A 23,866-nucleotide genomic window follows, 5' to 3' on the forward strand; every position below is an offset into this window, starting at 1 on the left:
GACTCATATGGGGGGAGGGGGGGAAGATTTCAACCTTGGCGGATGGATGGTTGGTTTCAGGGCCAAGCGATGCCCGATGGGGTACGCGGTCGGCGTAGGAACGGCCTTGTGTCGCGAAAGGGTCGCGGAGCGGCCCCATATTTTCAGCTTCGCCGCCGACATCGCCGGGCCCGCTGTGCGGGCCTTTCGCGACACAAGGCCGCTCCTACAGATCGCGGTGTTCGCGGTCGGTGCAGGAACGGCCGCGCCAAGCCTCAGGCTTCGTGGCAGATGTGGCCGTCCACCAGCGTATAACGCACCGCACTCGGCAGGCAGTGGCCGATGAACGGGCAGTTGTCGCCGCGCGACAGCCAATGCTCACCGGCCACGGTCGAGGCCTGTGGATCAAACAACACCAGATCCGCCGCACCGCCAACCTTCAGCTCACCTGCCGGCAAGCGCAGTGCCTGGGCAGGCCCGCTGGTCAGTCGCGCAAGCAAGGTCGGCAGATCCAGCAGGCCATCCTCGACCAGCGTCATCGCCAACGGCAGCAACAGCTCGACACTGCTGATACCAGGCTCGGTAGCGCCAAACGGCGCCAGTTTGGCATCGCGCTCGTGCGGCTGGTGATGGCTGGAAATCGCCTGGATCACCCCCGACTTGACCGCTTCACGCAGGCCATCGCGATCCGCCGCGGTACGCAGCGGTGGCTGCACGTGGTACAGGCTGGAGAAGTCGCGCAGCGCTTCGTCGGTGAGGATCAGCTGGTACAACGCTACGTCGGCCGTGACCGGCAGGCCCAGTGCCTGCGCCTGGGCAATCAGGCGGGCGCCGCGGGCGCTGGTGATCTGGGTGAAGTGCGCACGCACGCCACTTTGCTCGACCAGCAGCAGGTTGCGCGCCAGGGCGACGGTTTCGGCGCTTTCCGGGATGCCGGGCAAGCCGAGGAAGCTGGCCATCGCACCTTCGTGGGCCAGCCCGCCGAGGGCCAGGTCATGGTCCTGGGAGTGGAACACCACGGTCAGGTCAAAGGTGGCGGCATACTCCAGCGCGCGCGCCAGGGTGCGGTTGTTGGGGATCTGCTTCAAACCGTTGCCAAATGCTACGCAGCCGGTATCACGCAGGGCCACCAGCTCGGCCAGTTGCTCGCCTTCAAGCCCCTTGGTCAGGGCGCCGATCGGGTAGACCTTGCTGTTGCCGGCTTCACGGGCACGGTCGAGCACCAGCTCGGCCACTGCCGAGGTGTCCAGCACCGGCTTGGTCTGCGGTGGGCAGCACAGGCTGGTGACGCCACCGGCGACGGCCGCGCGGGTTTCGCTGGCGATGTTGCCCTTGCGGCTGTAGCCCGGCTCGCGCAGGGCGACGTCGAGGTCGACCAGGCCCGGTGCGGCGACCAGGCCGTTGGCGTCGATACTGCGGCTGGCGCTGAAACCGGCCGGGGCGGCGCCGATGGCGACGATCTTGCCCGCTTCCAGGTGCAGGTCGCTGATGCTGTCCAGGCCGCTAATCGGATCGATGACCCGGGCGCCAAGAATACTGATGCTCACAGGGCGTGCTCCTGGTCCAGTTGTCGTTGCGTGTTCTGCCCGCTCATGGCCATCGACAGCACCGCCATGCGCACGGCGATGCCGTAGGTGACCTGGTTGAGGATTACCGAATGTTTACCGTCGGCGACTGCCGATTCGATCTCGACGCCGCGGTTGATCGGCCCCGGATGCATGACGATGGCATCCGGTTTGGCCCCGGCCAGGCGCGCCGTGGTCAGGCCGAACAGGCGGTAGAACTCGCCTTCGCTGGGCAGCAGGCCGCCAGCCATGCGCTCACGCTGCAGGCGCAGCATGATCACCACGTCGACGTCCTTGAGGCCTTCGGCGAGGTCGGTGTAGACCTTCACGCCGTACTGCTCGATGCCCACCGGGATCAGGGTTTTCGGGCCGATCACGCGGATGTCCGGGCAGCCCAGGGTCTTCAGCGCGAGCATGTCGGAGCGGGCCACCCGCGAGTGCAGGATATCGCCGACGATGGCTACCGAGAGGTTCTCGAAGCTGCCTTTGTGGCGGCGAATGGCGAGCATGTCGAGCATGCCCTGGGTCGGGTGCGCGTGGCGGCCGTCGCCACCGTTGATCACGGCAACGTCCGGGCACACGTGCTCGGCGATGAAGTGCGCCGCGCCCGAGTCGGAGTGGCGCACGACGAACATGTCGGCGGCCATGGCCTCAAGGTTGCGCAGGGTGTCGAACAGGGTCTCGCCCTTGCTGGTCGAGGAGGTCGACACGTTCAGGCTGATGACGTCGGCTGACAGCCGCTGGGCCGCCAGCTCGAAGGTGGTGCGGGTGCGGGTGGAGTTTTCGAAGAACACGTTGCACACGGTCTTGCCGCGCAGCAACGGGACTTTCTTCACTGCCCGGTCGCCGACTTCAAGAAACGAGTCGGCAGTGTCGAGAATCTCGGTGAGCAGTTCGCGGGGCAAACCATCAAGCGAGAGGAAGTGGCGCAGCTGGCCCTGATCATTGAGCTGCAGCGGGCGCTTGGCGTCGAGTGGCGTCATCGCGGGGGACTCTTAAAGGGCGGAAGCGGTAGCAAGGTCCTGGCGCTCGAGGGCGAGCGGGGCCGGGCCGGTCAATTTTACCCGCTCATGGGCTGCCAGTGACAGCGTGGCGCCGAGCACGTTGGGCCGGATCGGCAGTTCGCCGGCATCCAGGTCAAGCAGGCACACCAGGGTGACGCTGGCCGGGCGGCCATAATCGAACAGTTCGTTGAGGGCAGCGCGAATTGTGCGCCCGCTCATCAGCACGTCATCGACCAGCACCAGGTGCTGACCTTCGACCTCGAACGGCAGCTCGGAGGGGCGCACTTGCGGGTGCAGGCCGTTCTGGCTGAAGTCGTCGCGATAGAACGACACATCCAGGGTGCCCAGCGGGCTGCTGTCGGCAAGCTCCTGCTGCAGCGCCTGAGCGACCCACACACCACCGGTGCGGATGCCGATGAAGCGCGGCTCGGCAATGTTGCGGCGGGCCAGGTGGGCGCGAAGGTCGACGGCCATCTGCCGGATCAACTCGGCGGGGTTGGGTAGGCTCATTGCGTGCTCCTCGGGGCGCCGGCAGACCCGGCGGCAAAGCGAAAGGTGGAATCAGTGACCGGTATTGGCCTCCAGCCAGCCCTGCAGGAGCAGCGCGGCGGCGATGGCGTCGACCGGGTTGTCGCGATAGGTGCCGCGCTGACCGCCACGGGCCATGCGCTCGCCCTTGGCTTCGAAGGTGGTCAGGCGCTCGTCGTGGGTGTGCACCGGCAGGTTATAGCGGCCGTGCAGGCGGTTGGCGAACTTCTGCGCGCGGGCGCTCATCTCGCTGGGGGTGCCGTCCATGTTCAGCGGCAGGCCAACGACGATGGCGTCGGGTTTCCATTCCTTGATCAGTTTTTCCACCTGGGCCCAATCCGGAATACCGTCCTGGGCACGCAGGGTGCACAGCTCGCGGGCCTGGCCGGTGATGACCTGGCCAACCGCCACGCCGATCTGTTTGGTGCCGTAGTCAAAGCCCAGCAGCAGGCGCACCTCGGCCATCAGGCGTGACCTGCCTGGCTGGTCAGCAGGCTGAGGTTGATGCCCAGTGACGCTGCTGCCGCACTCAGGCGCTGGTCGCTGGCCAGGCTGAAGATGATTTCAGGGTCGAATGGGCAGTTGAGCCAGGCGTTGTCGGCAAGTTCGGCCTCCAGCTGGCCGGCTTCCCAGCCCGCGTAACCGAGGGTGATCAGGCTCTGCGCCGGGCCTTCGCCGTTGGCCAGGGCAAACAGCACATCCTGCGAGGTCGACAGCGACAGGCCTTCGAGCTCGATGGTGGCCTCATAGCTGCGCTCGCTGCTGTGCAGAACAAAACCGCGGTCGGTCTGTACCGGCCCACCGATGTAGATCGGTACTTGCAGGGTACTCAACGGCGGTTCTTCGTCCGGGCGCAACTGCTCGAGGATGTCTGCCAGGTTGAGTTCCTGCGGCCGGTTGACCACCAGGCCCATGGCGCCATTGGCGTTGTGCTCAACGATATAGGTCAGGGTCTGGGCAAAGTTCGGATCGGCCATGTGCGGCATGGCGATCAGGAACTGATGCTTGAGGTAACTCGGAGTGAGGTTTTTCATGGGGGTAGTGTGGCGCCAGGCGACGCCAGCTTCAAGCTGCAAGCTGTGAGAAAAAACCACTGACGCGGTTTAGTTGCTCGACAGCCGGTCGCCGCGGGCAAAGCGCCAGGTACGAATGATCTCCAAACGGTCGAATTCGGCCAGATCACCGGTAAACGGCGCGAACGGCGCGGCAAGGCGAACGATGCGCTGCGCGGCCTGATCCAGCAGCGGTTGGCCGGACGACTCCAGCACCAGCACCTCGAACAACGAGCCATCGCGGTTGATCGAAACCATCATGCGCAGGTTGCCGTAGATCTGCTGGCGACGGGCTTCGTCGGGGTAGTTGAGGTTACCGACCCGCTCGACCTTCTTGCGCCATTCCTCTTTGTACCAGGCACCTTTGTCGCGCATGGTCGAAGCCGCGTTCAAACGATGGATCTTGGGCCGCTTGGCATACAGCTGCTGCTCGTTGGACAGCTCGGCTTCAAGGCTGGCGATCTGGCTCGACAGCTGCGAGCTGTCAAATTCCGGGGTCGCCGCAGGAGGCTTGGGCTGGGCCTTGGTTTCCTTGGGCTTGGGTTCGACCTTCTGCGCCTTGGCTGCCGTGGTGGCGACTGCGGCCTTCTGCGGAGCGGGTGGCGTTTCGCGCTTGGCGGCCGGCGGAGGCGTGACCTTGTTGATCTTGCTGTCCTGAAACGGCGCCAGCTCGGTGGTTTTGGGCACTGCCTTCTTGTCCAGGGTACCGCTGCCTTGCTGGTTGTCCTGGGCCTGGAAGTCGGCCTTCTCAGGCGCTTTCTCGCTCTTGAAGGTTGCCAGGGTGATATCCATGGTGTGGCGGATTTCACTCGGCTTGACCACCGTGAAGCCGACCCCGAGGATCAGCGCCAGGTGCACCAGGGCAGCCAGAAACAAGGTAAAGCCAAGCCGGTCCACCGGGCGAACGCGGGGTGGCAGCAGGTCGGCAGGGATGTCAGCGGGCAGCGTCATCGGGTATCCAGCAATCGCCAGGCGGGGCAGCAGGTCAAAGGACCGGCATCATACCGCACTGAGCGATTGCGCTTCGCGTCGGTGGTCAGCGCGCCTTCAGCTTGCGATCAATGGCGTCCATCAACTGCACGCCGATCTGGGTGCCGTAGGCGTTGTCGATTTCGCGGATGCAGGTCGGGCTGGTCACGTTGATTTCGGTCAGATGCTCGCCGATCACGTCCAGGCCGACGAACAGCAGGCCCTTTTCGCGCAGGGTTGGCCCGACCTGGGCGGCGATCCAGCGGTCGCGCTCGCTCAGTTCGCGCGCTTCACCACGGCCGCCAGCAGCCAGGTTGCCACGGGTTTCGCCGCTGGCCGGGATGCGCGCCAGGCAGTACGGCACCGGCTCGCCGTCGATCATCAGGATACGCTTGTCGCCGTCCTTGATTGCCGGCAGGTAGGCCTGCGCCATGATCTGCTGGGAGCCAAGCGCGGTCAGGGTTTCGAGGATCACCGACAGGTTCGGGTCACCGACCCGGTGGCGGAAGATCGAGGTGCCGCCCATGCCGTCCAGCGGCTTGAGGATCACATCGCCATGCTCGGCGGCAAACGCACGGATGATGTCCGGGCGGCGGCTGACCAGGGTCGGCGGGGTGCACTGCGGGAACAGTGTGGCGAACAGCTTTTCGTTGCAGTCGCGCAGGCTCTGCGGGCGATTGACCACCAGTACCCCGGCAGCTTCGGCCTGCTCCAGCAGGTAGGTGCTGTAGACGAACTCCATGTCGAACGGCGGATCCTTGCGCATCAGGATCACGTTGAGGTCGCTCAGCGGTGCGTCGATTTCAGCGTCCAGCTCGAACCACTTCTCGGGATTGGCGAATACCTGCAGCGGGCGCATCTTCGCCCGCGCCACGCCTGCGCTCTGGTACAGGTCCTGCTGCTCCATGTAGAACAGCGTCCAGCCGCGGGCCTGGGCTGCCAGCAGCATGGCCAGCGAACTGTCCTTTTTGTAGGAGATGGACGCGATAGGGTCCATGACAATCCCGAGGCGAACGCTCATGGGGGAATTCCTCTTGGCGGCAATTGGCCGCGATGGCAATAGATAAAGTGGCTCAGGGTGGCGCCGCGCGCGCCGTCGGTCAAGGGGGCGGCGATGGCAAAGGCTGTCAGGATGCGTGCAGCTTCAAGCTGCACGCTATAAGCTGCTGGTAAATGCGCACAGTTGCTGGCGCAGCGCTTTGTCCGGGCGCGTGAACCTTGTACTGTGCGGCGCAACGTCATTGTCGGTAGGCGATTATGGAACAACCCCTGAAGGTGATGGTGATCGACGATTCACGCACGATCCGCCGCACTGCGCAGCTGCTGCTGGGTGAGGTCGGCTGTGAAGTGATCACCGCCAGCGACGGCTTTGACGCGCTGGCCAAGATTGTCGACCATAGGCCGCGGATCATCTTCGTCGACGTGCTGATGCCGCGTCTGGACGGTTACCAGACCTGCGCCGTGATCAAGCACAACAGCGCCTTCAAGGACACCCCGGTGATCCTGCTGTCGTCGCGTGATGGCCTGTTCGACAAGGCCCGTGGCCGCGTCGTCGGCTCTGATCAATTTTTGACCAAACCATTCAGCAAAGAAGAATTGCTTGAGGCGATCCGGGCCCATGTGCCGGAATTTGCCGCTCAGGCGCAACCTGCATCCTGACCGCGCCTGGCATGGCGGCGGCACTTTCCTTCAATGGGGAACAGCATGGCCCGAGTTCTGATTGTCGATGATTCGCCGACAGAGTTGCACAAACTCACCGCGATCCTGGAAAAGCATGGCCATGAGGTGCTCAAGGCCGACAACGGCGCCAACGGCGTGGCGCTGGCCCGCCAGGAAAAGCCCGATGTGGTCCTGATGGATATCGTCATGCCCATCCTCAACGGCTTTCAGGCAACTCGCCAGCTGAGCAAGGACGCCGCTACCAGCGGCATCCCGGTAATCGTCATCACCGCCAAGGACCAGGAAACCGATCGGGTCTGGGCGGCGCGCCAGGGCGCGCGTGATTTTCTCATCAAGCCGGTTGATGAAGACTCGCTGCTGGCCAAGCTGAAAGCGGTGCTCGACATTTGACCACCCGCCGCGCCTCGCTGACTGCGTTCGAGCTGCTGCTCGACATCGATCGCCGCTGCCGTCTGCTGGAGGCCGATCAGCCGTCGCAGGACAGCCGGCTGCAACAGTGGAGCGGGATTGGCTTTCGCGTTGCCGAACAGTGGTTCGTGGCGCCCATGGTCGAAGTCGCCGAAGTCTTGCGCGAGCCGCGCAGCAGCCGCGTCCCCGGCGTGCAGCCGTGGGTCTGCGGGGTGGCCAACCTGCGTGGGCGGCTGTTGCCGGTGATGGACCTGAGCAGTTTTTTTGGCCTTGGGCCACTGCCGCCAGGCAAGCAACGGCGGGTGCTGGTGCTGGATCACGAGGCACTGTTTGCCGGCTTGCTGGTCGATGAGGTGCTGGGGTTGCAGCACTTCAGCCTGAGCAGCCTTGAGCTGTCGCCACCGCAGCCGTTGCTGGCGGCGGCGACGCCGTTTGTGCAGGGCCATTTTGCCCGTGAGCACAACTGGGCCATCTTCAGCCCGCTGGCCCTGGCCCAGGCGCCGGGTTTTCTTGATGTAGCGTTGTAGAGGATCGACCGTGAACAAGCCTGTCAGCCCCGTCACTCCACCGGCCGTGACCCCGCGCGTGCGCAGCAGTGCGCAGATCACCGTGCTGTTCGTGGTGCTGATCCTGTCGATCATCCTTCTGTTCGCCAACTTCGCCTACCTCAACACCCAGTCCAATTACGACAAGCAGTACATCGGCCACGCCGGTGAGTTGCGCGTGCTGTCCCAACGTATCGCCAAGAACGCTACCGAGGCTGCTGCCGGCAAGGCCCTGGCGTTTCGCCTGCTGTCGGATGCGCGCAACGACTTCGAGCGGCGCTGGGGCTACCTGCGTGAAGGTGACAAGGCCACCGCGCTGCCGGCAGCGCCAGCCAAGGTCCGCGATGAAATGGAAGCGGTGCGCCAGGACTGGGAGACGCTGCGCAAGAACACCGACGTGATCCTCGCCAGCGAACAGACCGTGTTGTCGCTGCACCAGGTCGCGGCCACCCTGGCCGAGACCGTGCCGCAGTTGCAGGTCGAATACGAGAAGGTGGTCGAGATCCTCCTGCAAAGCGGTGCCCCCGCCGCGCAAGTGGCGGTAGCCCAGCGCCAGTTGTTGCTGGCTGAGCGGATTCTGGGTTCGGTCAACACCGTGCTGGCCGGTGATGACTCGGCAGCGCAGGCGGCCGATGCCTTTGGCCGCGATGCCAGCCGCTTTGGTCAGGTGCTTGAAGGCATGCTCGGCGGCAACCCGGCGATCCAGGTCACTCGGGTCGAGGACGCCGATGCCCGCGCGCGGCTGGCGGAGATTGCCGAGCTGTTCCAGTTTGTCTCCGGCAGTGTCGATGAAATCCTCGAAACCTCCCCCGAACTGTTCCGCGTGCGCGAAGCGGCGAGCAATATTTTCAGCCTGTCGCAAACCCTGCTCGATGAAGCCTCGCACCTGGCCAACAGCTTCGAGAACCTGGCCAACGGGCGCACCCTTGATACCGTTGGCGGCTACGTGCTCGGCTTGCTGGCGCTGGCCTCGATCATCCTCATCGGCTCGGTGATGGTTCGCGCGACCAATCGCCAGCTGCGCGAAACCGCGGAAAAGAACGAGCGCAACCAGCAGGCAATCATGCGCCTGCTCGACGAAATCGAGGAGTTGGCCGACGGCGACCTGACAGTGACGGTGTCGGTCACCGAAGACTTCACCGGGGCCATCGCCGACTCGATCAACTACTCGGTGGACCAGCTGCGTGACCTGGTCACCACCATCAACCACAGCGCCCTGCAGGTTGCCGCCGCCGTGCAGGACACGCAGAACACCGCACGCCAGCTGGCCAAGGCCTCTGAGCAGCAGGCCGAGCAGATCAGCGAGGCCTCGGTGGCGGTGGGCGACATGGTCGAGTCGATCGACCGGGTGTCGGCCCACGCCTATGAGTCGGCCAAGGTCGCCGAGCGTTCGGTGGCCATCGCCAACAAAGGCAACGAGGTGGTGCACAACACCATCCACGGCATGGACAACATTCGCGAGCAGATCCAGGACACCGCCAAACGGATCAAGCGCCTGGGTGAGTCGTCTCAGGAGATCGGCGACATCGTCAGCCTGATCGACGACATTGCCGAACAGACCAACATTCTCGCCCTCAACGCAGCGATTCAGGCCTCGCTGGCCGGTGAAGCCGGCCGCGGTTTTGCCGTGGTTGCCGACGAAGTCCAGCGTCTGGCCGAACGCTCGTCGTCGGCCACCCGGCAGATCGAGGCGTTGGTGCGGACCATCCAGACCGACACCAACGAGGCGGTCATCTCCATGGAGCAGACCACCGCCGAAGTAGTCCGCGGAGCGCGTCTGGCGCAGGATGCCGGGGTGGCTCTGGCGGAGATCGAAGGCGTCTCGCAGACCCTCGCCGAGCTGATCCACAGTATTTCCGATGCCGCCCAACTGCAGACCTCTTCAGCCGGGCAGATTTCCCACACCATGGCTGTGATCCAGCAGATTACCGCGCAGACCTCGAGCGGCTCCGGCGCCACCGCCGACAGCATTCGCCACCTGGCGCGGATGGCCAGCGAGATGCGCCGCTCGGTCTCCGGTTTTACCTTGCCGGCCCCGGCCGAACCCCGCTGAGGAGTAACCCATGGCCTCGGCAGCAGTAAGCCCCGAACGTCACGACACGGTCGCCCTGGCCTGGACCAAGGCGCCCATTCTCGACTGCTTGGCCCAGGCCCGGCAGGCGCTTGAGCGGTTTGCCGGCGACCCGACGGAGCTGGCCACGCTGGCGCTGTATGTGGATAACCTGCACCTGGTCCACGGTTGCCTGCGCATGCTTGAACTGCGCGGGGCGACGCGCCTGGCCGAAGAACTCGAGCTGCTCGGGCGGGCCATGGCCGACGGCCAGATCAGCCCGCGCGGCGACTGCCTCGGCGCGATGTTCCGTGGCCTTGAACAGCTACCGCCTTACCTTGAGCGCCTGCGCGGCGCCCGCCACGACCTGCCGCTGGTGATGCTGCCGTTGCTCAATCGCCTGCGTGAGTGCCGTGGTGTCGAGCCATTGGCCCAAGGCAGCCTGATGGGTGAAGCGGCGCAGCGCCTGGCCGGTGCTGCCGACCTGGCTGACCTGGACCTGTCGCTGGGCAACTGGCGCGAGCAACTACAGGCTGGCCAGGGCCGCGACGCCCTGCGTTCGGTGGTGGCGGCGCTGTGCGATGACCTGATGCGGATCAAGGACTGCCTCGATCAGTTTGTCCGAGGCGAGCAATCGCGCGAGCAACTGGACGCCCTGGTCGCGCCCTTGCGTCAGGTCGCAGACACCCTGGCAGTGTTGAATTTCCAGCAACCGCGGCGGGTCATCATCGATCAGGTGTTGGCGTTGCAGGCTCTGGCACAGGATCAGCAGAGCGTCGACGATGCGCTGTTGATGGACGTTGCCGGGGCCCTGCTGTACGTCGAGGCAACCCTCAATGGTATGGTCGGCCCGCTGGAAGAAAGCGGCCAGGGCAGCATGCCCGGCTCGGACATGGCGCACATCCGCCACGTGGTCCTCAGCGAAGCGGTGTCGGTGCTGCAACAGGCCAAGGACCTGATTGGCGACTGCCTCGAATCGGGCTGGCCACGTCAGCGCCTGCAAGCCTTGCCAGGGTTGTTGCAGCAAGTGCGCGGTGCACTGGCGATGCTCATGCTGCCTGCTGCCGCCGAGCTGTTTGCCGGTGCCGCAGGCTATGTGCAGGGCTGGCTGGCGCATCTGGATGAAGAGCCACAGCTGGATGAACTGACCCACCTGGCCGATGCGCTGTGTGCCGGCGAATGCTATTTGCAGTGGCGCGTGGCTGATCCTCTGGCCGACGCCCAGCCGTTCATCGACATGGCCAGGTCCAGCCTGGCGGCGCTTGGCGTGAACTGTGGGCATGGCGCACTGGCCGATGAAGGCGAGGAAATCGACGCCGAGTTGCGCGAGGTATTCCTCGAAGAAGCCACCGAGCTGCTGCCCGAGATCGAACGCCACTGGCTGCGCTGGCGTGCCGACAACAGCCTGCGCGAGGCGCTGATCGAAGTGCGCCGGGCTTTGCACACGCTCAAGGGCAGCGGCCGCATGGTCCGCGCCGAAGCTCTGGCGGAGCTGGCCTGGGGTGCCGAGCGGCTGATCAACCGGGTGCTCGAAGGCCGGGTCGGCCTGGCCGGGCAAGGCCTGGTCGCCTTGCAGCAGGCTTTCGTGCGCCTGCCGGACCTGCTCGCCGACTTCGCCGTGGGCCATTTGCCGCCGCTGGCCGAGGTCGAGCATCTGGTCAGCCAGTTGCACGCGCTGGCCGTCAACGAAGCCCCTGTCGCGGCGGGGCTGGATGGGCTTGATCCGCAGTTGCTGGAGATCTTCCGTAACGAGGCGCAAGGTCATCTGGCCAGCCTCGAGGCGTTTCTGCTAGCTGCCGACAGCCATGGCACGCCGGTCAGCGACAGCTTGCAGCGCGCGCTGCACACGCTCAAGGGCAGCGCCGCCATGGCCGGGGTGATGCCGATCGCCGAGCTGGCCACGGCCTTCGATCGGCTCGCGCGGGAATACCGCAGCCATGAGTTGCGCCTGCAACAGACCGAACTCGACTGGCTGGAAGCCGCCCACGCGCTGTTCCATCTGGGCCTGGCGCAGCTGCACAGCACACCGCTGGCGCCCATCGCCGGCGCCGCCGAGTTGATCGAACAGGTTGGTCAGGGCGTCGATGCTCAGTTAGCGGCATTGCACGACGAATCCTCGGCCAATCGCCGTAGTCGGCGTGACCCGCAGCTGATCGCCAGCTTTCTGGCCGAGAGCATGGATATTCTGCTCGATGCCGAGTCGCTGCTGGCGCGCTGGCAGCAGCAACCGCAGCAGCGTCAGGAGCTGGAAACCCTGCTCGACGAACTGACCAATCTCAGCCACGGCGCGAACCTGGCCGACCTCTGGCAAGTGGACGAGGTCTGCGAGGCGCTGCTCGATCTGTACGGTGCGGTGGAAGAGGGCAGCCTGGTCGCCGACACGCGCTTTTTCAACCAGGCCCGCCAGGCCCACGACGTGCTGATCGACATGCTCGACGAGATTGCCGCCGGGCAGGAAGTCAGCTCGCGCAGCGAATGCGTCGACGGTTTGCGCGCACTGCTCGATCAAGCGCTGGCGCCCGATGGCACCGGCTTGATCGGCCGTGATGGGGTCACGCCGCTGCCGCCCCTCGAATATGCGCAAGTAGTGCAGCCAGCGCTGCTCGAAGCACCGCCCGAGCCAAGTCAGGCTCCGGCTACTGTAGAGCCTGTTGAACCCGCCGAAGCGGCGGACAGCCCAGGTGATCAGGAGCTACTCGAGGTGTTCCTCGAAGAAAGCTCGGACATCGTCGAAAGCTCTGCGGCAGCGCTGGCCCGCTGGCAGGCCGACCCGCGCAGCAGTGTCGAGGTCGAGACCCTGCTGCGCGACCTGCATACGCTCAAGGGCGGCGCGCGCATGGTCGAAATCGCCGCGATCGGCGACCTCGCCCATGAGCTGGAATTTCTCTACGAGCTGCTTGCCGCTGGCCGCCTGCCGCCGACCGCAGCGCTGTTTGCCCTGCTGCAGAACTGCCACGACCGCCTGGCGCACATGCTCGATGCGGTGCGCCTGGGCGAGCCGCTGCATGCGGCCACGGCGCTGATCGACTACATCCGCAACTTCAGCAGCGCGGCGTTGACCGACAGCGCCGCCGCGCCGGCCATCGCCAGCGAAGCGGCAGTGCCCGCTGAACCGGCAGCGGTTGCCCCGGAGCGGGCGCCGGGCGATATGGTCAAGGTCGATGCCGAGCTGCTCGATGATCTTGGCAACCTGGCCGGCGAGCACGCGCTGATCCGCGGCCGTATCGAGCAGCAGGTCAGCGACGCCCAGTTCGCCCTCAGCGAGATGGAAACCACCCTTGAGCGCATGCGTGATCAGTTGCTGCGCCTGGAGATAGAAACTCAGGCCAGCAGCGCCAGCCGTTATCAGGCTGAAAGCGACAGCTATGACGATTTCGATCCGCTGGAAATGGACCGCCATTCACAGTTGCAGCAACTGTCGCGGGCGCTGTTCGAATCCGCCTCGGACCTGCTCGACCTGAAGGAAACCCTGGCTCAGGGGGCGCAGGAAGCCCACGGCCTGCTGCAGCAGCAGGCGCGGGTCAACAGCCAGTTGCAGGAGGGCCTTACCGCTACCCTGATGGTGCCGTTCGAGCGCCTGGTGCCGCGTTTGCAACGTGTCGTGCGGCAGGTCTCCAGCGAACTCGGCAAGCAGGTCGAGTTGGTGGTCGGCAATGCCGAGAGCGAGCTTGACCGCAGCGTGCTGGAGCGCATGGTGGCGCCGCTTGAACACATGCTGCGCAACGCCGTCGACCATGGCCTGGAGTCGCGCGAGGCGCGCCTGGCTGCCGGTAAACCTGAGCAAGGTACGATCCATCTGAATCTGCTCCACGAAGGCGCCGACATCGTTATCGAGATGAGTGACGACGGTGCCGGGGTGCCGCTCGCGGCGGTGCGCGACAAAGCCATCAAGCGCGGCCTGCTCGATCCGCGCGCGCGCCTGAGCGACCACGAAATCCTCCAGTTCATCCTCCGCCCCGGTTTCTCGACGGCAGAAAAGATCACTCAGATTTCCGGCCGCGGGCTGGGCATGGATGTTGTTCATGAAGAGGTCAAGCAGCTCGGCGGCGCCATGAGCATCGCTTCCAGCCCCGGCAAGGGCGCGCGCTTCCAGATCCGCCTGCCATTCACGGTGTCGATCAACCGCGCCTTGATGGTCCACCTGGGTGATGAGCAATACGCCATTCCGCTCAACACCATCGAAGGCATCGTCCGCGTGCCCCCCAGCGAACTGGCTGCCTGCTACCAGCTGGATACGCCGAGCTACGTGTATGGCGGCCACGCCTACCAGCTGCGCTACCTGGGCGAGTTGCTGCAAAGCGGTGTTGCCCGGCCTGGCCTGCTTGGCCAGAGCGTGCCGCTGCCGGTGATCCTGGTGCATTCGCAGGAAGCGTCGTTCGCGATCCAGGTCGACAGCCTGTCACCCAGCCGCGAGATCGTGGTCAAGAGCCTCGGCCCGCAGTTTGCTGCAGTGCCGGGGCTGTCCGGGGCAACCTTGCTCGGTGACGGTCGGGTGGTGCTGATTCTCGATCTGCTTGGCCAGCTCCGCGGCCAGCAACGGCGTCTGGCCCGGCTGCCCAGCGGCGATGTGCATCAACAGCGGCAGTTCGAGGCCGCGCCTCGGCAACGGTTGGTGATGGTGGTCGACGATTCGGTAACGGTGCGCAAGGTCACCAGCCGCTTGCTCGAGCGCCACGGCATGAGCGTGCTGACCGCGAAGGACGGCGTTGATGCCATGGCCCTGCTGGCAGAGCATCGGCCTGACGTACTGCTGCTGGACATCGAAATGCCCCGTATGGATGGCTTTGAAGTGGCCACGCGGATCCGTCAGGACCAGCGCCTGAAGGACCTGCCGATCATCATGATTACCTCGCGCAGCGGCCATAAGCACCGCGACCGAGCCATGGCCATCGGCGTCAACGAATACCTGGGCAAGCCGTATCAGGAGTCGCTGCTGCTGCAAAGCATTGCCCACTGGAGCCAAACCCATGCTTGAACATATCGCCGGCCAACGCAGCAGCCTGACCGGCCTGCTGCTGCCCCTGGGTGATCGGACCCTGGTTCTGCCGAATGTGGCTGTGGCAGAGTTGATCGGCCAGCGTGCGTTGTCTTGTCAGATCGGTGAGCCAAACTGGCACCTGGGCTGGCTCGACTGGCGCCAGCAACGCTTGCCGCTGATTGGTTTCGAGGCGGCCTGTGGCGGCCAGACGGTGTGCGGCGCGCGCGCGCGGATTGTCGTGCTCAATGCGTTGGGTGATACCGGCCTGCGCTACCTGGCGTTGCTGCTGCAGGGCATCCCGCGGGCGTGCAAGCTGGACAGCCAGCTCAATTATGTCGACGTGCCGTTGAACGCGCTGGAGCTGGCGGCGGTCCAGGTAGGCGAGCAAGTAGCGCGGGTGCCGGACCTGGTCGCGCTGGAGCGGATGGTGCGCGAGGCGGCGCTGCGCTGAAACCCGGAACTAGCAAGGAGGTCTTTGACTGCATGTATTACGGTGAACGCTTCAATGCCTGGACGCACCTGGTCGGTGCCATCTTGGCTTTCATCGGTGCCAGCTGGCTGATCATCACCGCCGGCCTGCAAGGCGACCCATGGAAGATCATCAGCTTCTCGATCTACGGCGGCACCCTGGTGCTGCTGTACAGCACCTCGACCCTGTACCACAGCACCCGCGGCCAGGCCAAAGTGATCATGCGCAAGCTCGATCACCTGTCGATCTACCTGCTGATTGCCGGCAGCTACACTCCGTTCTGCCTGATCAGCCTGCGCGGCCCGTGGGGCTGGAGCCTGTTCGGCGTGGTCTGGGGGTTGGCGGTGATCGGCATGCTGCAAGAGATCAAGCCGCGCTCGGAAGCGCGGATTCTGTCGATCATCATCTATGCGCTGATGGGCTGGATCGTGCTGGTAGCGGTCAAGCCGCTGCTGCAGACTTTGGGCACTGCCGGTTTTGCCTGGCTGGCGGCCGGTGGTGCGTGCTACACCATCGGCATCATCTTCTTCGCCTATGACAGCCGCTTTCGCCACTGGCACGGCATCTGGCACCTGTTCGTGATTGCCGGCAGCCTGCTGCACTTCATCGCCATCAGCTTCTACGTGCGCTGAGCAGCAGTTAAAAATCGCCCCACAGCTGCTGCGCTACTGCGAGCGCCACTACCGGCGCGGTTTCGGTACGCAGCACGCGTGGGCCGAGGCGCGCGGCATGGTAGCTGGCGGCCTTGGCCTGCTCGACCTCGGCGTCGGTCAAACCGCCTTCAGGGCCGATCAGAAACGCCAGCCGCTCAGGCCGCTGGTGACTGGTCAGCGGCTCGGCGACCGGGTGCAGCACCAGCTTCAGGTCAGCCTCGGTTGCCTTCAGCCACTCGGCCAGGGTCAATGGCGGATTGATCAGCGGCAGGGTCGAGCGGCCGCATTGTTCGCAGGCGCTGATCGCCACCTGGCGCCAGTGCGCCAGACGCTTGTCGGCGCGTTCGTCCTTGAGCCGCACTTCGCAACGTTCGCTGACGATCGGGGTAATCTGGTTGACGCCCAGTTCGGTGGCTTTCTGGATGGCCCAGTCCATCCGCTCGCCGCGCGACAGGCCTTGGCCGAGGTGCACGTGCAGGCTTGAGTCGGCCTGGCCGGGCAGAGCCTGGTCGAGGCTGACGCGCACGCTCTTCTTGCCCACTTCAAGCAGCTGGCCGAGATACTCCTGGCCGCTGCCATCGAACAGCTGCACGGCATCGCCGGCGGCCATGCGCAGCACGCGGCCGATGTAATGGGCCTGGGCTTCGGGGAGGTCGTGTTCGCCGATGGACAGCGGGGCGTCGATAAAGAAGCGGGACAGTCTCATGGTTCTGCTCTGGAATTAGGGAAGACACATACACCTCGGCGGCGGGAGAGCCCGCCGCCGAGGCCTGCTGCACGGGCTGTGCTCAGCCCGGATCGCGAAAGTCGGGATGGAAATTCTGCGGCACGGCCACGCTGATGCTGTCGCGGGTGGCGATATCGATACCCTCGGTGGCCACCTCGGCAAGGAAGTCGATCTGCTCGGGGGTGATCACATACGGCGGCAGGAAGTACACCACGCTGCCCAGCGGGCGCAGCAGGGCGCCGCGGGTCAGGGCATGTTCGAATACCTTGAGTCCGCGCCGTTGCTGCCATGGGTAAGCGGTTTTGCTGGCTTTGTCCTCGACCATTTCGATGGCCAGGGCCATGCCGGTCTGGCGCACTTCGGCCACATGCGGGTGATCGACCAGGTGCGCAGTGGCGCTGGCCATCCGCGCTGACAGGGCCTTGTTGGCCTCGATGACGTTATCCTGCTCGAAGATATCCAGGGTTGCCAACGCGGCAGCGCAGGCCAGCGGGTTGCCGGTGTAGCTGTGCGAGTGGAGGAATGCGCGCAGGGTCGGATAGTCGTCGTAGAAAGCCTGATAGACATCATCGGTGGTCAGGCAGGCCGCCAGCGGCAGGTAACCGCCGGTGAGGGCCTTGGACAGGCAGAGGAAGTCCGGGCGGATGCCGGCCTGCTCGCAGGCGAACATCGTCCCGGTGCGGCCAAAGCCCACGGCAATCTCGTCGTGGATCAGGTGCACGCCATAACGGTCGCAGGCTTCGCGCAGCAGCTTGAGGTAAACCGGGTGGTACATGCGCATGCCGCCGGCGCCCTGGATCAGCGGCTCGACGATGACTGCCGCGACAGTGGCGTGATGCTCGGCGAGGGTCTGCTCCATGGCCAGGAACATCGTCCGCGAGTGCTCCTCCCAGCTGACCCCTTCAGGGCGCAGGTAGCAGTCCGGGCTGGGCACCTTGATGGTGTCGAGCAACAGCGTCTTGTAGGTCTCGGTGAACAGCGGCACATCGCCCACCGACATCGCTGCGATGGTTTCACCGTGGTAGCTGTTGGTCAGGGTGACGAAGCGCTTCTTGCCGCTCTGGCCCTTGTTCAGCCAGTAATGGAAGCTCATCTTCAGCGCGACTTCGATGCACGACGAGCCGTTGTCGGCGTAGAACACTCGGTCCAGCCCGGCTGGAGTCATGGCTACCAGGCGCTCGGACAGCTCGATCACCGGCTGATGGCTGAAGCCAGCCAGGATCACGTGTTCGAGCTGGTCGACCTGGTCCTTGATGCGCTGGTTGATGCGCGGATTGGCATGGCCGAACACGTTGACCCACCACGAACTGACGGCGTCCAGGTAGCGCTTGCCTTCGAAGTCCTCGAGCCACACGCCGTCGCCGCGCTTGATCGGGATCAGCGGCAGCTTTTCGTGGTCTTTCATCTGGGTGCAGGGGTGCCACAGGACCTTGAGGTCACGTTGCATCCACTGATCATTGAGGCCCATCGGCACTTCTCCTGGCGGCACGGCTTGGTTTGACCGCACAAGCCTAAGCAAAGGTGCCGGCCACCACAACCGTGATCAGGCTCAATGGCGCACAACGGGCTGCCAGCTCAGGGCCGGGATGGGCACGGTGCCGGCGTGGGTGGTGGAGATGGTCAGGGTGCGAAATGGCCCCAGCAGCAACTGGCGGGTGGGCGAACTGGCGTAGTGACCAGGCACGCTTTCGGTGCCGGCCAGGCCTGACAAGGTCAGCCAGAAAGTAGTGGTGCTGTTGCATGGCTGAAAGTCCCGCTGCGGTCGTCGACGCCACTGTCCGACGAAAGCGGCGCTGCTGGCTACTGACAAAAATGCCAGTTGCGTAAGCGGCTTGGCATCGCCCTGCTGGCAGGGTGCCCACGGGTGACGTATTCTTAGCGCAATTTTCTCGGGGCTTCTTTCCCGTTTTCATCGACCTGTTTTCAACCGGAGTTTGCCGACATGGCTGCTGCTTGGGTGCGCCTGTGCGCGTTGGTATTGATCGGATTTTCCAGCACCTCGGCGCTGGCGCAGGACAAGACACCCACGGCAATCGTCGTCGGTGGCGGCCTGGCCGGCTTGACGGCTGCCTACGAGCTGCAGAACAAAGGCTGGCAGGTCACGCTGCTGGAAGCCAAGGCGGGCATGGGCGGGCGCTCTGGCCTGGCCACCAGCGAATGGATCGGCAACGGCAAAGCCCAGCCGGTACTCAACCAGTACCTGGATCGCTTCAAGCTCGATACCTTGCCGGCCCCTGAGTTCGTGCGCACGCCGGGCTACCTGATCGATGGCGAATACTTCAGCGCAGCTGACCTGGCCGTCAAGCAGCCGGCAACTGCCGAAGCGCTCAAGCGCTACGAGAAAACCCTCGACGATCTGGCCCGCTCGATCGACGACCCGCTCAACCCGCAGGCCAACAGCACGCTATTCGCCCTCGACCAGATCAACGTCGCCAACTGGCTCGACCGTTTGCAACTGCCCGCCACTGCGCGGCAATTGATCAACCAGCAGATTCGCAGCCGTTATGACGAGCCTTCGCGCCTGTCGCTGCTCTATTTCGCCCAGCAGACCCGCGTCTATCGTGGCGTCAGCGACCGTGACCTGCGTGCTGCGCGCCTGCCTGGCGGTAGCCCGGTGCTGGCTCAGGCCTTCGTCAAACAGCTGAAAACCATCAAGACCAACGCACCGGTTACCGCGATCGTCCAGGACAAGGACGGCGTTACCGTCAAGGTCGGCGCTGTCGGCTATCGCGCCGACTACCTGGTGATGGCGGTGCCGCTGCGGGCACTGGCCAAGATCCAGATGACCCCAGGCCTGGACAACCAGCATATGGCTGCGATCAAAGGCACCAACTATGGCTGGCGCGACCAGATACTGCTCAAGTTCAAACAGCCTGTGTGGGAAAGCCGGGCGCGGATGTCGGGTGAGATCTTCAGCAACACCGGCCTGGGCATGCTCTGGATCGAGCCGGCGCTGAAAGGTGGTGCCAACGTGGTGATCAACCTCTCGGGCGACAACGCCCGTCTGTTGCAGGCCTTTGGCGACAAGCAGATGGCCGACCAGGTGCTGATCCGCCTGCATGCGTTCTACCCGAAGGCGCGCGGCGCATTCACTGGCTATGAAGTGAAGCGCTACAGCGCCGATCCCGGTACTGGTGGTGCCTATCTGGCATATGGCCCTGGTCAGATCAGCAAATACTGGCGCCTGTGGGAGCGCCCTTTGCAGCGCATCAGCTTTGCTGGTGAGCATACCGACGCGCTCTACCCAGGCACGCTCGAAGGCGCCCTGCGCAGCGGCCAGCGTGCTGCCGGCCAGGTGCAGGACCTGCTGGCAGGCAAGTCGTTTGACCCGGTCAAGGCCGTGCCTGTGGCGGCAGCTGCCGCAACCGGCGCCGCAGCGGCCAAGGGCGGCTTCTTCTCCAATCTGTTTGGCGGCGGCGACAAGGCGGCCAAGGCGGACAGCGCGCCAGCCAAGGACGAGCCGGCCAAGGCCAAGGACGCCGAGCCAGCCAAGCCTGGCTTCTTCTCGCGCCTGTTTGGTGGCGCAGAAGAGCCTGCAGCCAAGCCGGCACCTGTGGCCAAGGCTGCGGAAGTTGCACCAGTAGCACCGGCGCCTGAACCAGCGCCAGTGGTTGCGCCGGTACCGGAGCCTGCGGCCAAGCCTGCACCGGTCAAGCCTGCGGCAAGCAAGGCCGCACCAGCCAAGCATGCGCCTGCGCATAAGCCAGCTGCCAAATCGGATGCCGCGAAGAAGGCCGCAAACAAGCCTGCGCAAGCGAAAAAGGCTCCCGCCAAGGCCGAGCCGGTGAAGAAACCGGCGACCAGCAGCCAAGGCTGATTGATCCAACACCCCCAAGGGCCGCATCGCGGCCCTTTCTTATTCTGCGAGCGTACCGGGCTGGTCTAGGGTTAATGTTTCCTTAATAACCGGTCGAGAGAATAAGCATCGATTAATTCGATCTACCAAAGCAGTTTTTTCCGCTTTTATTCGATACGTTTCGCGCTAGTCTGTACGCAGCTTCAAGGGAGAGCGCCGCCAACATGCAAGTACGCAATTCATCAACTCGCTACGGCCTGGTCAGCATGGTCATGCACTGGGGTGTAGCGCTGGCAGTCTTCGGGCTGTTTGCCCTGGGCCTGTGGATGGTCGATCTTGACTACTACGACCCGTGGCGCAAGGCCGGCCCGGATCTGCATAAAAGTATTGGCCTGGTGTTGCTGGCGGTAATGCTGCTGCGGGTGCTGTGGCGTTTCATCAGTCCGCCGCCGGCAGTGCTGGCCAGCCATGACCGCTTCACCCGAGTTGCAGCCAAACTGGGCCACCTGGCTTTATATGCAGGGCTGTTTGCGGTAATGATCGCCGGGTACCTGATCTCTACCGCCGATGGCGCGGGGATCTCGGTGTTTGGCCTGTTCGATGTGCCGGCATTGCTCAGCAACCTGCCCGACCAGGCTGACACCGCTGGCGTGATCCATTTTTACCTGGCCTGGGGGCTGGTGATTTTCGCCGTCCTGCATGGCCTGGCAGCACTGAAACACCACTTTATCGACCGTGACGCGACCCTGACTCGTATGCTGGGCCGCAAAGCTTGACCCTCAACCTCAATTGCAAGGAATCGAAAGGATGTTGAAAAAGACTTTTGCCGCTCTGGCGCTCGGTACCGCTCTGTTCGCCGCTGGTCAGGCCATGGCTGCTGACTACAAGATCGACAAGGAAGGCCAGCACGCGTTCGTTGACTGGAAGATCAGCCACCTGGGCTACAGCTTCATCCACGGTACTTTCAAAGACTTCGACGGTAGCTTTACCTGGGATTCGGCCAAGCCTGAAGCCAGCAAGATCAACGTCGACCTGAAGACCGCCAGCCTGTGGTCGAACCATGCCGAACGTGACAAGCACATCGCGAGCAAGGACTTCCTGGACGTCAGCAAGTATCCAGAGGCCAAGTTCGTCTCCACCGCAGTCAAATCGACCGGTGACAAGACCGCTGATGTGACCGGCGACCTGACCCTGCACGGTGTGACCAAGCCGGTAACCTTCAAGGCTACCTTCAACGGTGAAGGCAAGGATCCATGGGGCGGCGAGCGCGCTGGCTTCAACGCCACCACTACCCTGAACCTGAACGACTTCGGCATCAAGGGCCCAGGCCCAACCTCGCAGACACTGGATCTGGATATCAGTGTTGAAGGCGTGAAGCAGAAGTAATCAGCCGCAAACGAAAAAGCCGCCCATCAGGGCGGCTTTTTCATGTCTGCAAAACCGTAATCAGCGATTACGGGTCAGCAGGGCCGGGCGCTCGCCACGCGGGCGGCTCGGCAAGTCTTCCAGCTGCTCAGGCGTTGGGTAACGCTCGAGCTTGGATTCCTTGCGGATGATCACTGGCTGGCTTTGCGATTCACGCGGGTTGCGTACTGCTGGCTCTTGACGAGCGCTGTCGTCACGGGCTGGGCGGTTACGGCCCGGGTTGCCGTCGCGACGGCCACCACCAGCGTTGCTGCCGTTGTTGCTGCGTGGGCGCTTGTCGCCAGCACCCTGACGTGGCTGGCCGCTGCCGCCGTTGTTGCTGCGGCCTTTTGCTGGCGCACCGGCACCGCGAGTGCCGCTGCCTTGGGTTTGGCCGGCACCAGCTGCAGCGCCTGGGCGACGGTTGCGGCCTTGGTTCTTGCCATTCTGGTAAGGGCTGACGTAGTCGGCCTTGTTACCGAAGTTATCCACGTCGTCGTCGAGGAACGCTTCCGGGTCACGGTTGCCGTTGCCATTACCGTTGGCTGGCGCCGATGCTTCGCGGCGCTCGCCCTGTGGCTGGCGCGGCTTGTTCTCACGTGGCTTGCGCGGCTGCTGCTGGCGCTCACCTGCAGGCTTGTCGGCCGGCTTTTCAGCGGCGCTGCTCTGCTTGGCGCGGCCTTTGTCCTTGCCCTTGTCCTTGCGTCCGCCGTTGCTGTCTTTGCTGGCGTCGCTGCGCGGCTGGTTACGACCACCGCGGCCGTTGGCCTGCGGGCGCTCACGGACTTCAGGCTTCTCGACTTCGACGGTGCTGGCGTCAAAGCCCATCAGATCGCCGTCCTGGATCTTCTGGCGAGTGACGCGCTCGATGCTCTTGAGCAGTTTCTCTTCGTCCGGGGCAACCAGCGAGATGGCTTCACCTGAGCGACCGGCACGGCCAGTACGGCCGATGCGGTGCACGTAGTCTTCCTCGACATTCGGTAGCTCGAAGTTGACCACGTGCGGCAGCTGGTCGATGTCCAGGCCACGCGCGGCAATGTCGGTTGCGACGAGGATGCGCACTTCGTTGGCCTTGAAGTCGGCCAGGGCCTTGGTGCGTGCGTTCTGGCTCTTGTTGCCGTGGATCGCTGCAGCCGGCAGGCCGTGCTTCTCAAGGTACTCGGCCAGGCGGTTGGCGCCATGCTTGGTGCGGGTGAAGACCAGCACCTGTTCCCACGCACCGAGGGTGATCAAGTGCGCCAGCAGGGCACGCTTGTGGCTCGCCGGCAGGCGGTAGACGCGCTGTTCGATACGCTCGACCGTGGTGTTCGGCGGCGTGACTTCGATGCGCTCGGGGTTGTGCAGGAGCTTGTCGGCGAGGTCGGTGATGTCTTTGGAGAAGGTCGCCGAGAACAGCAGGTTCTGGCGCTTCGCCGGCAAACGGGCGAGGACCTTCTTGACGTCATGGATGAAGCCCATGTCGAGCATGCGGTCGGCTTCATCGAGGACCAGGATTTCGACGCGGGACAGGTCAACCTTGCCTTGGCCGGCCAGGTCGAGCAGGCGGCCAGGGCAGGCCACCAGTACGTCGACGCCTTTGGCCATGGCCTGAACCTGTGGGTTCATGCCGACACCGCCGAAGATGCAGGTGCTCACCAGGCTGAGGTCGCGTGCATACACTTTGAAGCTGTCGTGCACCTGAGCCGCCAGTTCGCGGGTCGGGGTCAGCACCAGTACGCGCGGTTGACGCGGGCCGTGGCGCTGGGATTTGTCTGGGTGGCCGCCCGGGAACAGACGCTCCAGGATCGGCAGGGCGAAACCGCCGGTTTTGCCAGTACCTGTCTGTGCGGCGACCATCAGGTCGCGACCTTGCAACACGGCGGGGATGGCCCGCTGTTGCACTGGGGTAGGCTCGGTGTAGCCCGCTGCTTCGATAGCGCGGACAAGTGCCTCGGAGAGACCGAGGGAAGCAAAGGACATGGGCAATCCTGTTCTGGTGGGGGCTAGGCCCTATAGGGTGATCTGCCTGGCGCGACGGGCATCTGAGGGATGCGATCGCGTCCGGTCCAGCTTGGTGTCC

21 protein-coding genes are annotated in these 23,866 nt (G+C 64.4%); 10 read left to right on the forward strand and 11 right to left on the reverse strand.

From position 1 onward, the window contains the following. Nucleotides 1-254: 254 nt before the first annotated feature. The 7 genes from IDM28_RS01095 to gshB all read right to left on the reverse strand — a co-directional run bounded on the left by IDM28_RS01095 (nucleotide 255) and on the right by gshB (nucleotide 6,118). Entirely contained in the window at nucleotides 255-1,526 is a 1,272-nt protein-coding gene (locus IDM28_RS01095) for a dihydroorotase (protein WP_150573449.1), read from the reverse strand. After that, nucleotides 1,523-2,527 (reverse strand): aspartate carbamoyltransferase catalytic subunit, encoded by a 1,005-nt coding sequence (locus IDM28_RS01100; protein WP_101315718.1) that lies wholly within the window; start codon nucleotides 2,525-2,527, stop codon nucleotides 1,523-1,525. Before IDM28_RS01100 ends, IDM28_RS01095 begins: the two co-directional genes overlap by 4 nt. A gap of 12 nt (nucleotides 2,528-2,539) precedes the next feature. Next, nucleotides 2,540-3,058 (reverse strand): bifunctional pyr operon transcriptional regulator/uracil phosphoribosyltransferase PyrR, encoded by a 519-nt coding sequence (gene pyrR / locus IDM28_RS01105; RefSeq protein ID WP_103435772.1) that lies wholly within the window; start codon nucleotides 3,056-3,058, stop codon nucleotides 2,540-2,542. A gap of 51 nt (nucleotides 3,059-3,109) precedes the next feature. Further along, nucleotides 3,110-3,541 carry a Holliday junction resolvase RuvX gene (gene ruvX, locus IDM28_RS01110; protein WP_101315722.1) on the reverse strand — a complete coding sequence of 144 codons (432 nt, stop codon included), beginning with the start codon at nucleotides 3,539-3,541 and terminating at the stop codon, nucleotides 3,110-3,112. Continuing rightward, complete coding sequence (locus tag IDM28_RS01115) at nucleotides 3,541-4,110, reverse strand: YqgE/AlgH family protein (RefSeq protein WP_101315724.1); 570 nt, start codon at nucleotides 4,108-4,110, stop codon at nucleotides 3,541-3,543. Before IDM28_RS01115 ends, ruvX begins: the two co-directional genes overlap by 1 nt. Before the next feature lie 69 nt (nucleotides 4,111-4,179). Continuing rightward, nucleotides 4,180-5,079, reverse strand: a complete 900-nt coding sequence (locus IDM28_RS01120; protein ID WP_101315726.1) for an energy transducer TonB — start codon at nucleotides 5,077-5,079, stop codon at nucleotides 4,180-4,182. An 85-nt stretch (nucleotides 5,080-5,164) separates the two neighbouring features. Continuing rightward, nucleotides 5,165-6,118, reverse strand: a complete 954-nt coding sequence (gshB, locus tag IDM28_RS01125; protein WP_188035188.1) for a glutathione synthase — start codon at nucleotides 6,116-6,118, stop codon at nucleotides 5,165-5,167. A gap of 236 nt (nucleotides 6,119-6,354) precedes the next feature. Between gshB and IDM28_RS01130 the strand changes: the two genes are divergently transcribed. The 7 genes from IDM28_RS01130 to trhA are packed head-to-tail and all read left to right on the forward strand — an operon-like array spanning nucleotide 6,355 to nucleotide 15,859. Beyond that, nucleotides 6,355-6,756, forward strand: a complete 402-nt coding sequence (locus tag IDM28_RS01130; RefSeq protein ID WP_101315730.1) for a PleD family two-component system response regulator — start codon at nucleotides 6,355-6,357, stop codon at nucleotides 6,754-6,756. A gap of 45 nt (nucleotides 6,757-6,801) precedes the next feature. After that, on the forward strand, nucleotides 6,802-7,167 hold the full coding sequence (gene pilH / locus IDM28_RS01135) for a twitching motility response regulator PilH (RefSeq protein WP_101322927.1): 366 nt from the start codon (nucleotides 6,802-6,804) through the stop codon (nucleotides 7,165-7,167). After that, the gene (locus IDM28_RS01140) at nucleotides 7,164-7,712 is read left to right on the forward strand and encodes a chemotaxis protein CheW (RefSeq protein ID WP_101315732.1); all 549 of its coding nucleotides are present in this window, start codon (nucleotides 7,164-7,166) and stop codon (nucleotides 7,710-7,712) included. The genes pilH and IDM28_RS01140 overlap by 4 nt, the downstream gene beginning before the upstream one ends. A 10-nt stretch (nucleotides 7,713-7,722) precedes the next feature. Continuing rightward, nucleotides 7,723-9,783, forward strand: coding sequence for a methyl-accepting chemotaxis protein (locus IDM28_RS01145; RefSeq protein ID WP_101315734.1), 2,061 nt, complete (start codon nucleotides 7,723-7,725; stop codon nucleotides 9,781-9,783). A 10-nt stretch (nucleotides 9,784-9,793) separates the two neighbouring features. Next, nucleotides 9,794-14,755, forward strand: coding sequence for an Hpt domain-containing protein (locus IDM28_RS01150; RefSeq protein ID WP_188035189.1), 4,962 nt, complete (start codon nucleotides 9,794-9,796; stop codon nucleotides 14,753-14,755). Continuing rightward, nucleotides 14,748-15,209 (forward strand): chemotaxis protein CheW, encoded by a 462-nt coding sequence (locus tag IDM28_RS01155; protein ID WP_101315738.1) that lies wholly within the window; start codon nucleotides 14,748-14,750, stop codon nucleotides 15,207-15,209. The genes IDM28_RS01150 and IDM28_RS01155 overlap by 8 nt, the downstream gene beginning before the upstream one ends. 32 nt (nucleotides 15,210-15,241) lie before the next feature. Then, the gene (trhA, locus tag IDM28_RS01160) at nucleotides 15,242-15,859 is read left to right on the forward strand and encodes a PAQR family membrane homeostasis protein TrhA (protein ID WP_101315740.1); all 618 of its coding nucleotides are present in this window, start codon (nucleotides 15,242-15,244) and stop codon (nucleotides 15,857-15,859) included. A 7-nt stretch (nucleotides 15,860-15,866) separates the two neighbouring features. Here the strand turns inward: trhA and IDM28_RS01165 are convergent, their stop codons facing one another. The 3 genes from IDM28_RS01165 to IDM28_RS23705 form a co-directional block, all read right to left on the reverse strand. Next, nucleotides 15,867-16,586 (reverse strand): 16S rRNA (uracil(1498)-N(3))-methyltransferase, encoded by a 720-nt coding sequence (locus IDM28_RS01165; protein ID WP_101315742.1) that lies wholly within the window; start codon nucleotides 16,584-16,586, stop codon nucleotides 15,867-15,869. 82 nt (nucleotides 16,587-16,668) lie between these two features. Then, nucleotides 16,669-18,075: an adenosylmethionine--8-amino-7-oxononanoate transaminase gene (locus tag IDM28_RS01170; RefSeq protein ID WP_101315744.1), complete on the reverse strand. Its 1,407-nt coding sequence runs from the start codon at nucleotides 18,073-18,075 to the stop codon at nucleotides 16,669-16,671. 81 nt (nucleotides 18,076-18,156) lie between these two features. After that, nucleotides 18,157-18,417: a hypothetical protein gene (locus IDM28_RS23705; protein ID WP_150573371.1), complete on the reverse strand. Its 261-nt coding sequence runs from the start codon at nucleotides 18,415-18,417 to the stop codon at nucleotides 18,157-18,159. A gap of 132 nt (nucleotides 18,418-18,549) precedes the next feature. Between IDM28_RS23705 and IDM28_RS01180 the strand changes: the two genes are divergently transcribed. From IDM28_RS01180 to IDM28_RS01190, 3 genes are all read left to right on the forward strand, one after another. Continuing rightward, a complete protein-coding gene (locus IDM28_RS01180) occupies nucleotides 18,550-20,424 on the forward strand; it encodes a flavin monoamine oxidase family protein (RefSeq protein ID WP_188035191.1) in 1,875 nt (624 codons plus the stop codon). A gap of 203 nt (nucleotides 20,425-20,627) precedes the next feature. Continuing rightward, nucleotides 20,628-21,179 (forward strand): cytochrome b, encoded by a 552-nt coding sequence (locus IDM28_RS01185; protein WP_101315750.1) that lies wholly within the window; start codon nucleotides 20,628-20,630, stop codon nucleotides 21,177-21,179. Between the two features lie 31 nt (nucleotides 21,180-21,210). After that, entirely contained in the window at nucleotides 21,211-21,789 is a 579-nt protein-coding gene (locus tag IDM28_RS01190; protein ID WP_101315752.1) for a YceI family protein, read from the forward strand. Between the two features lie 60 nt (nucleotides 21,790-21,849). On the opposite strand, the gene IDM28_RS01195 is transcribed toward IDM28_RS01190, so the two are convergent. Continuing rightward, nucleotides 21,850-23,766, reverse strand: coding sequence for a DEAD/DEAH box helicase (locus IDM28_RS01195; RefSeq protein WP_101315754.1), 1,917 nt, complete (start codon nucleotides 23,764-23,766; stop codon nucleotides 21,850-21,852). Between the last annotated feature and the right edge of the window lie 100 nt (nucleotides 23,767-23,866).

The sequence above is a fragment of the Pseudomonas sp. EZ-C24 genome (assembly GCF_014525325.1).
In the GTDB taxonomy this organism is placed as follows: Bacteria; Pseudomonadota; Gammaproteobacteria; order Pseudomonadales; family Pseudomonadaceae; genus Aquipseudomonas; species Aquipseudomonas shirazensis.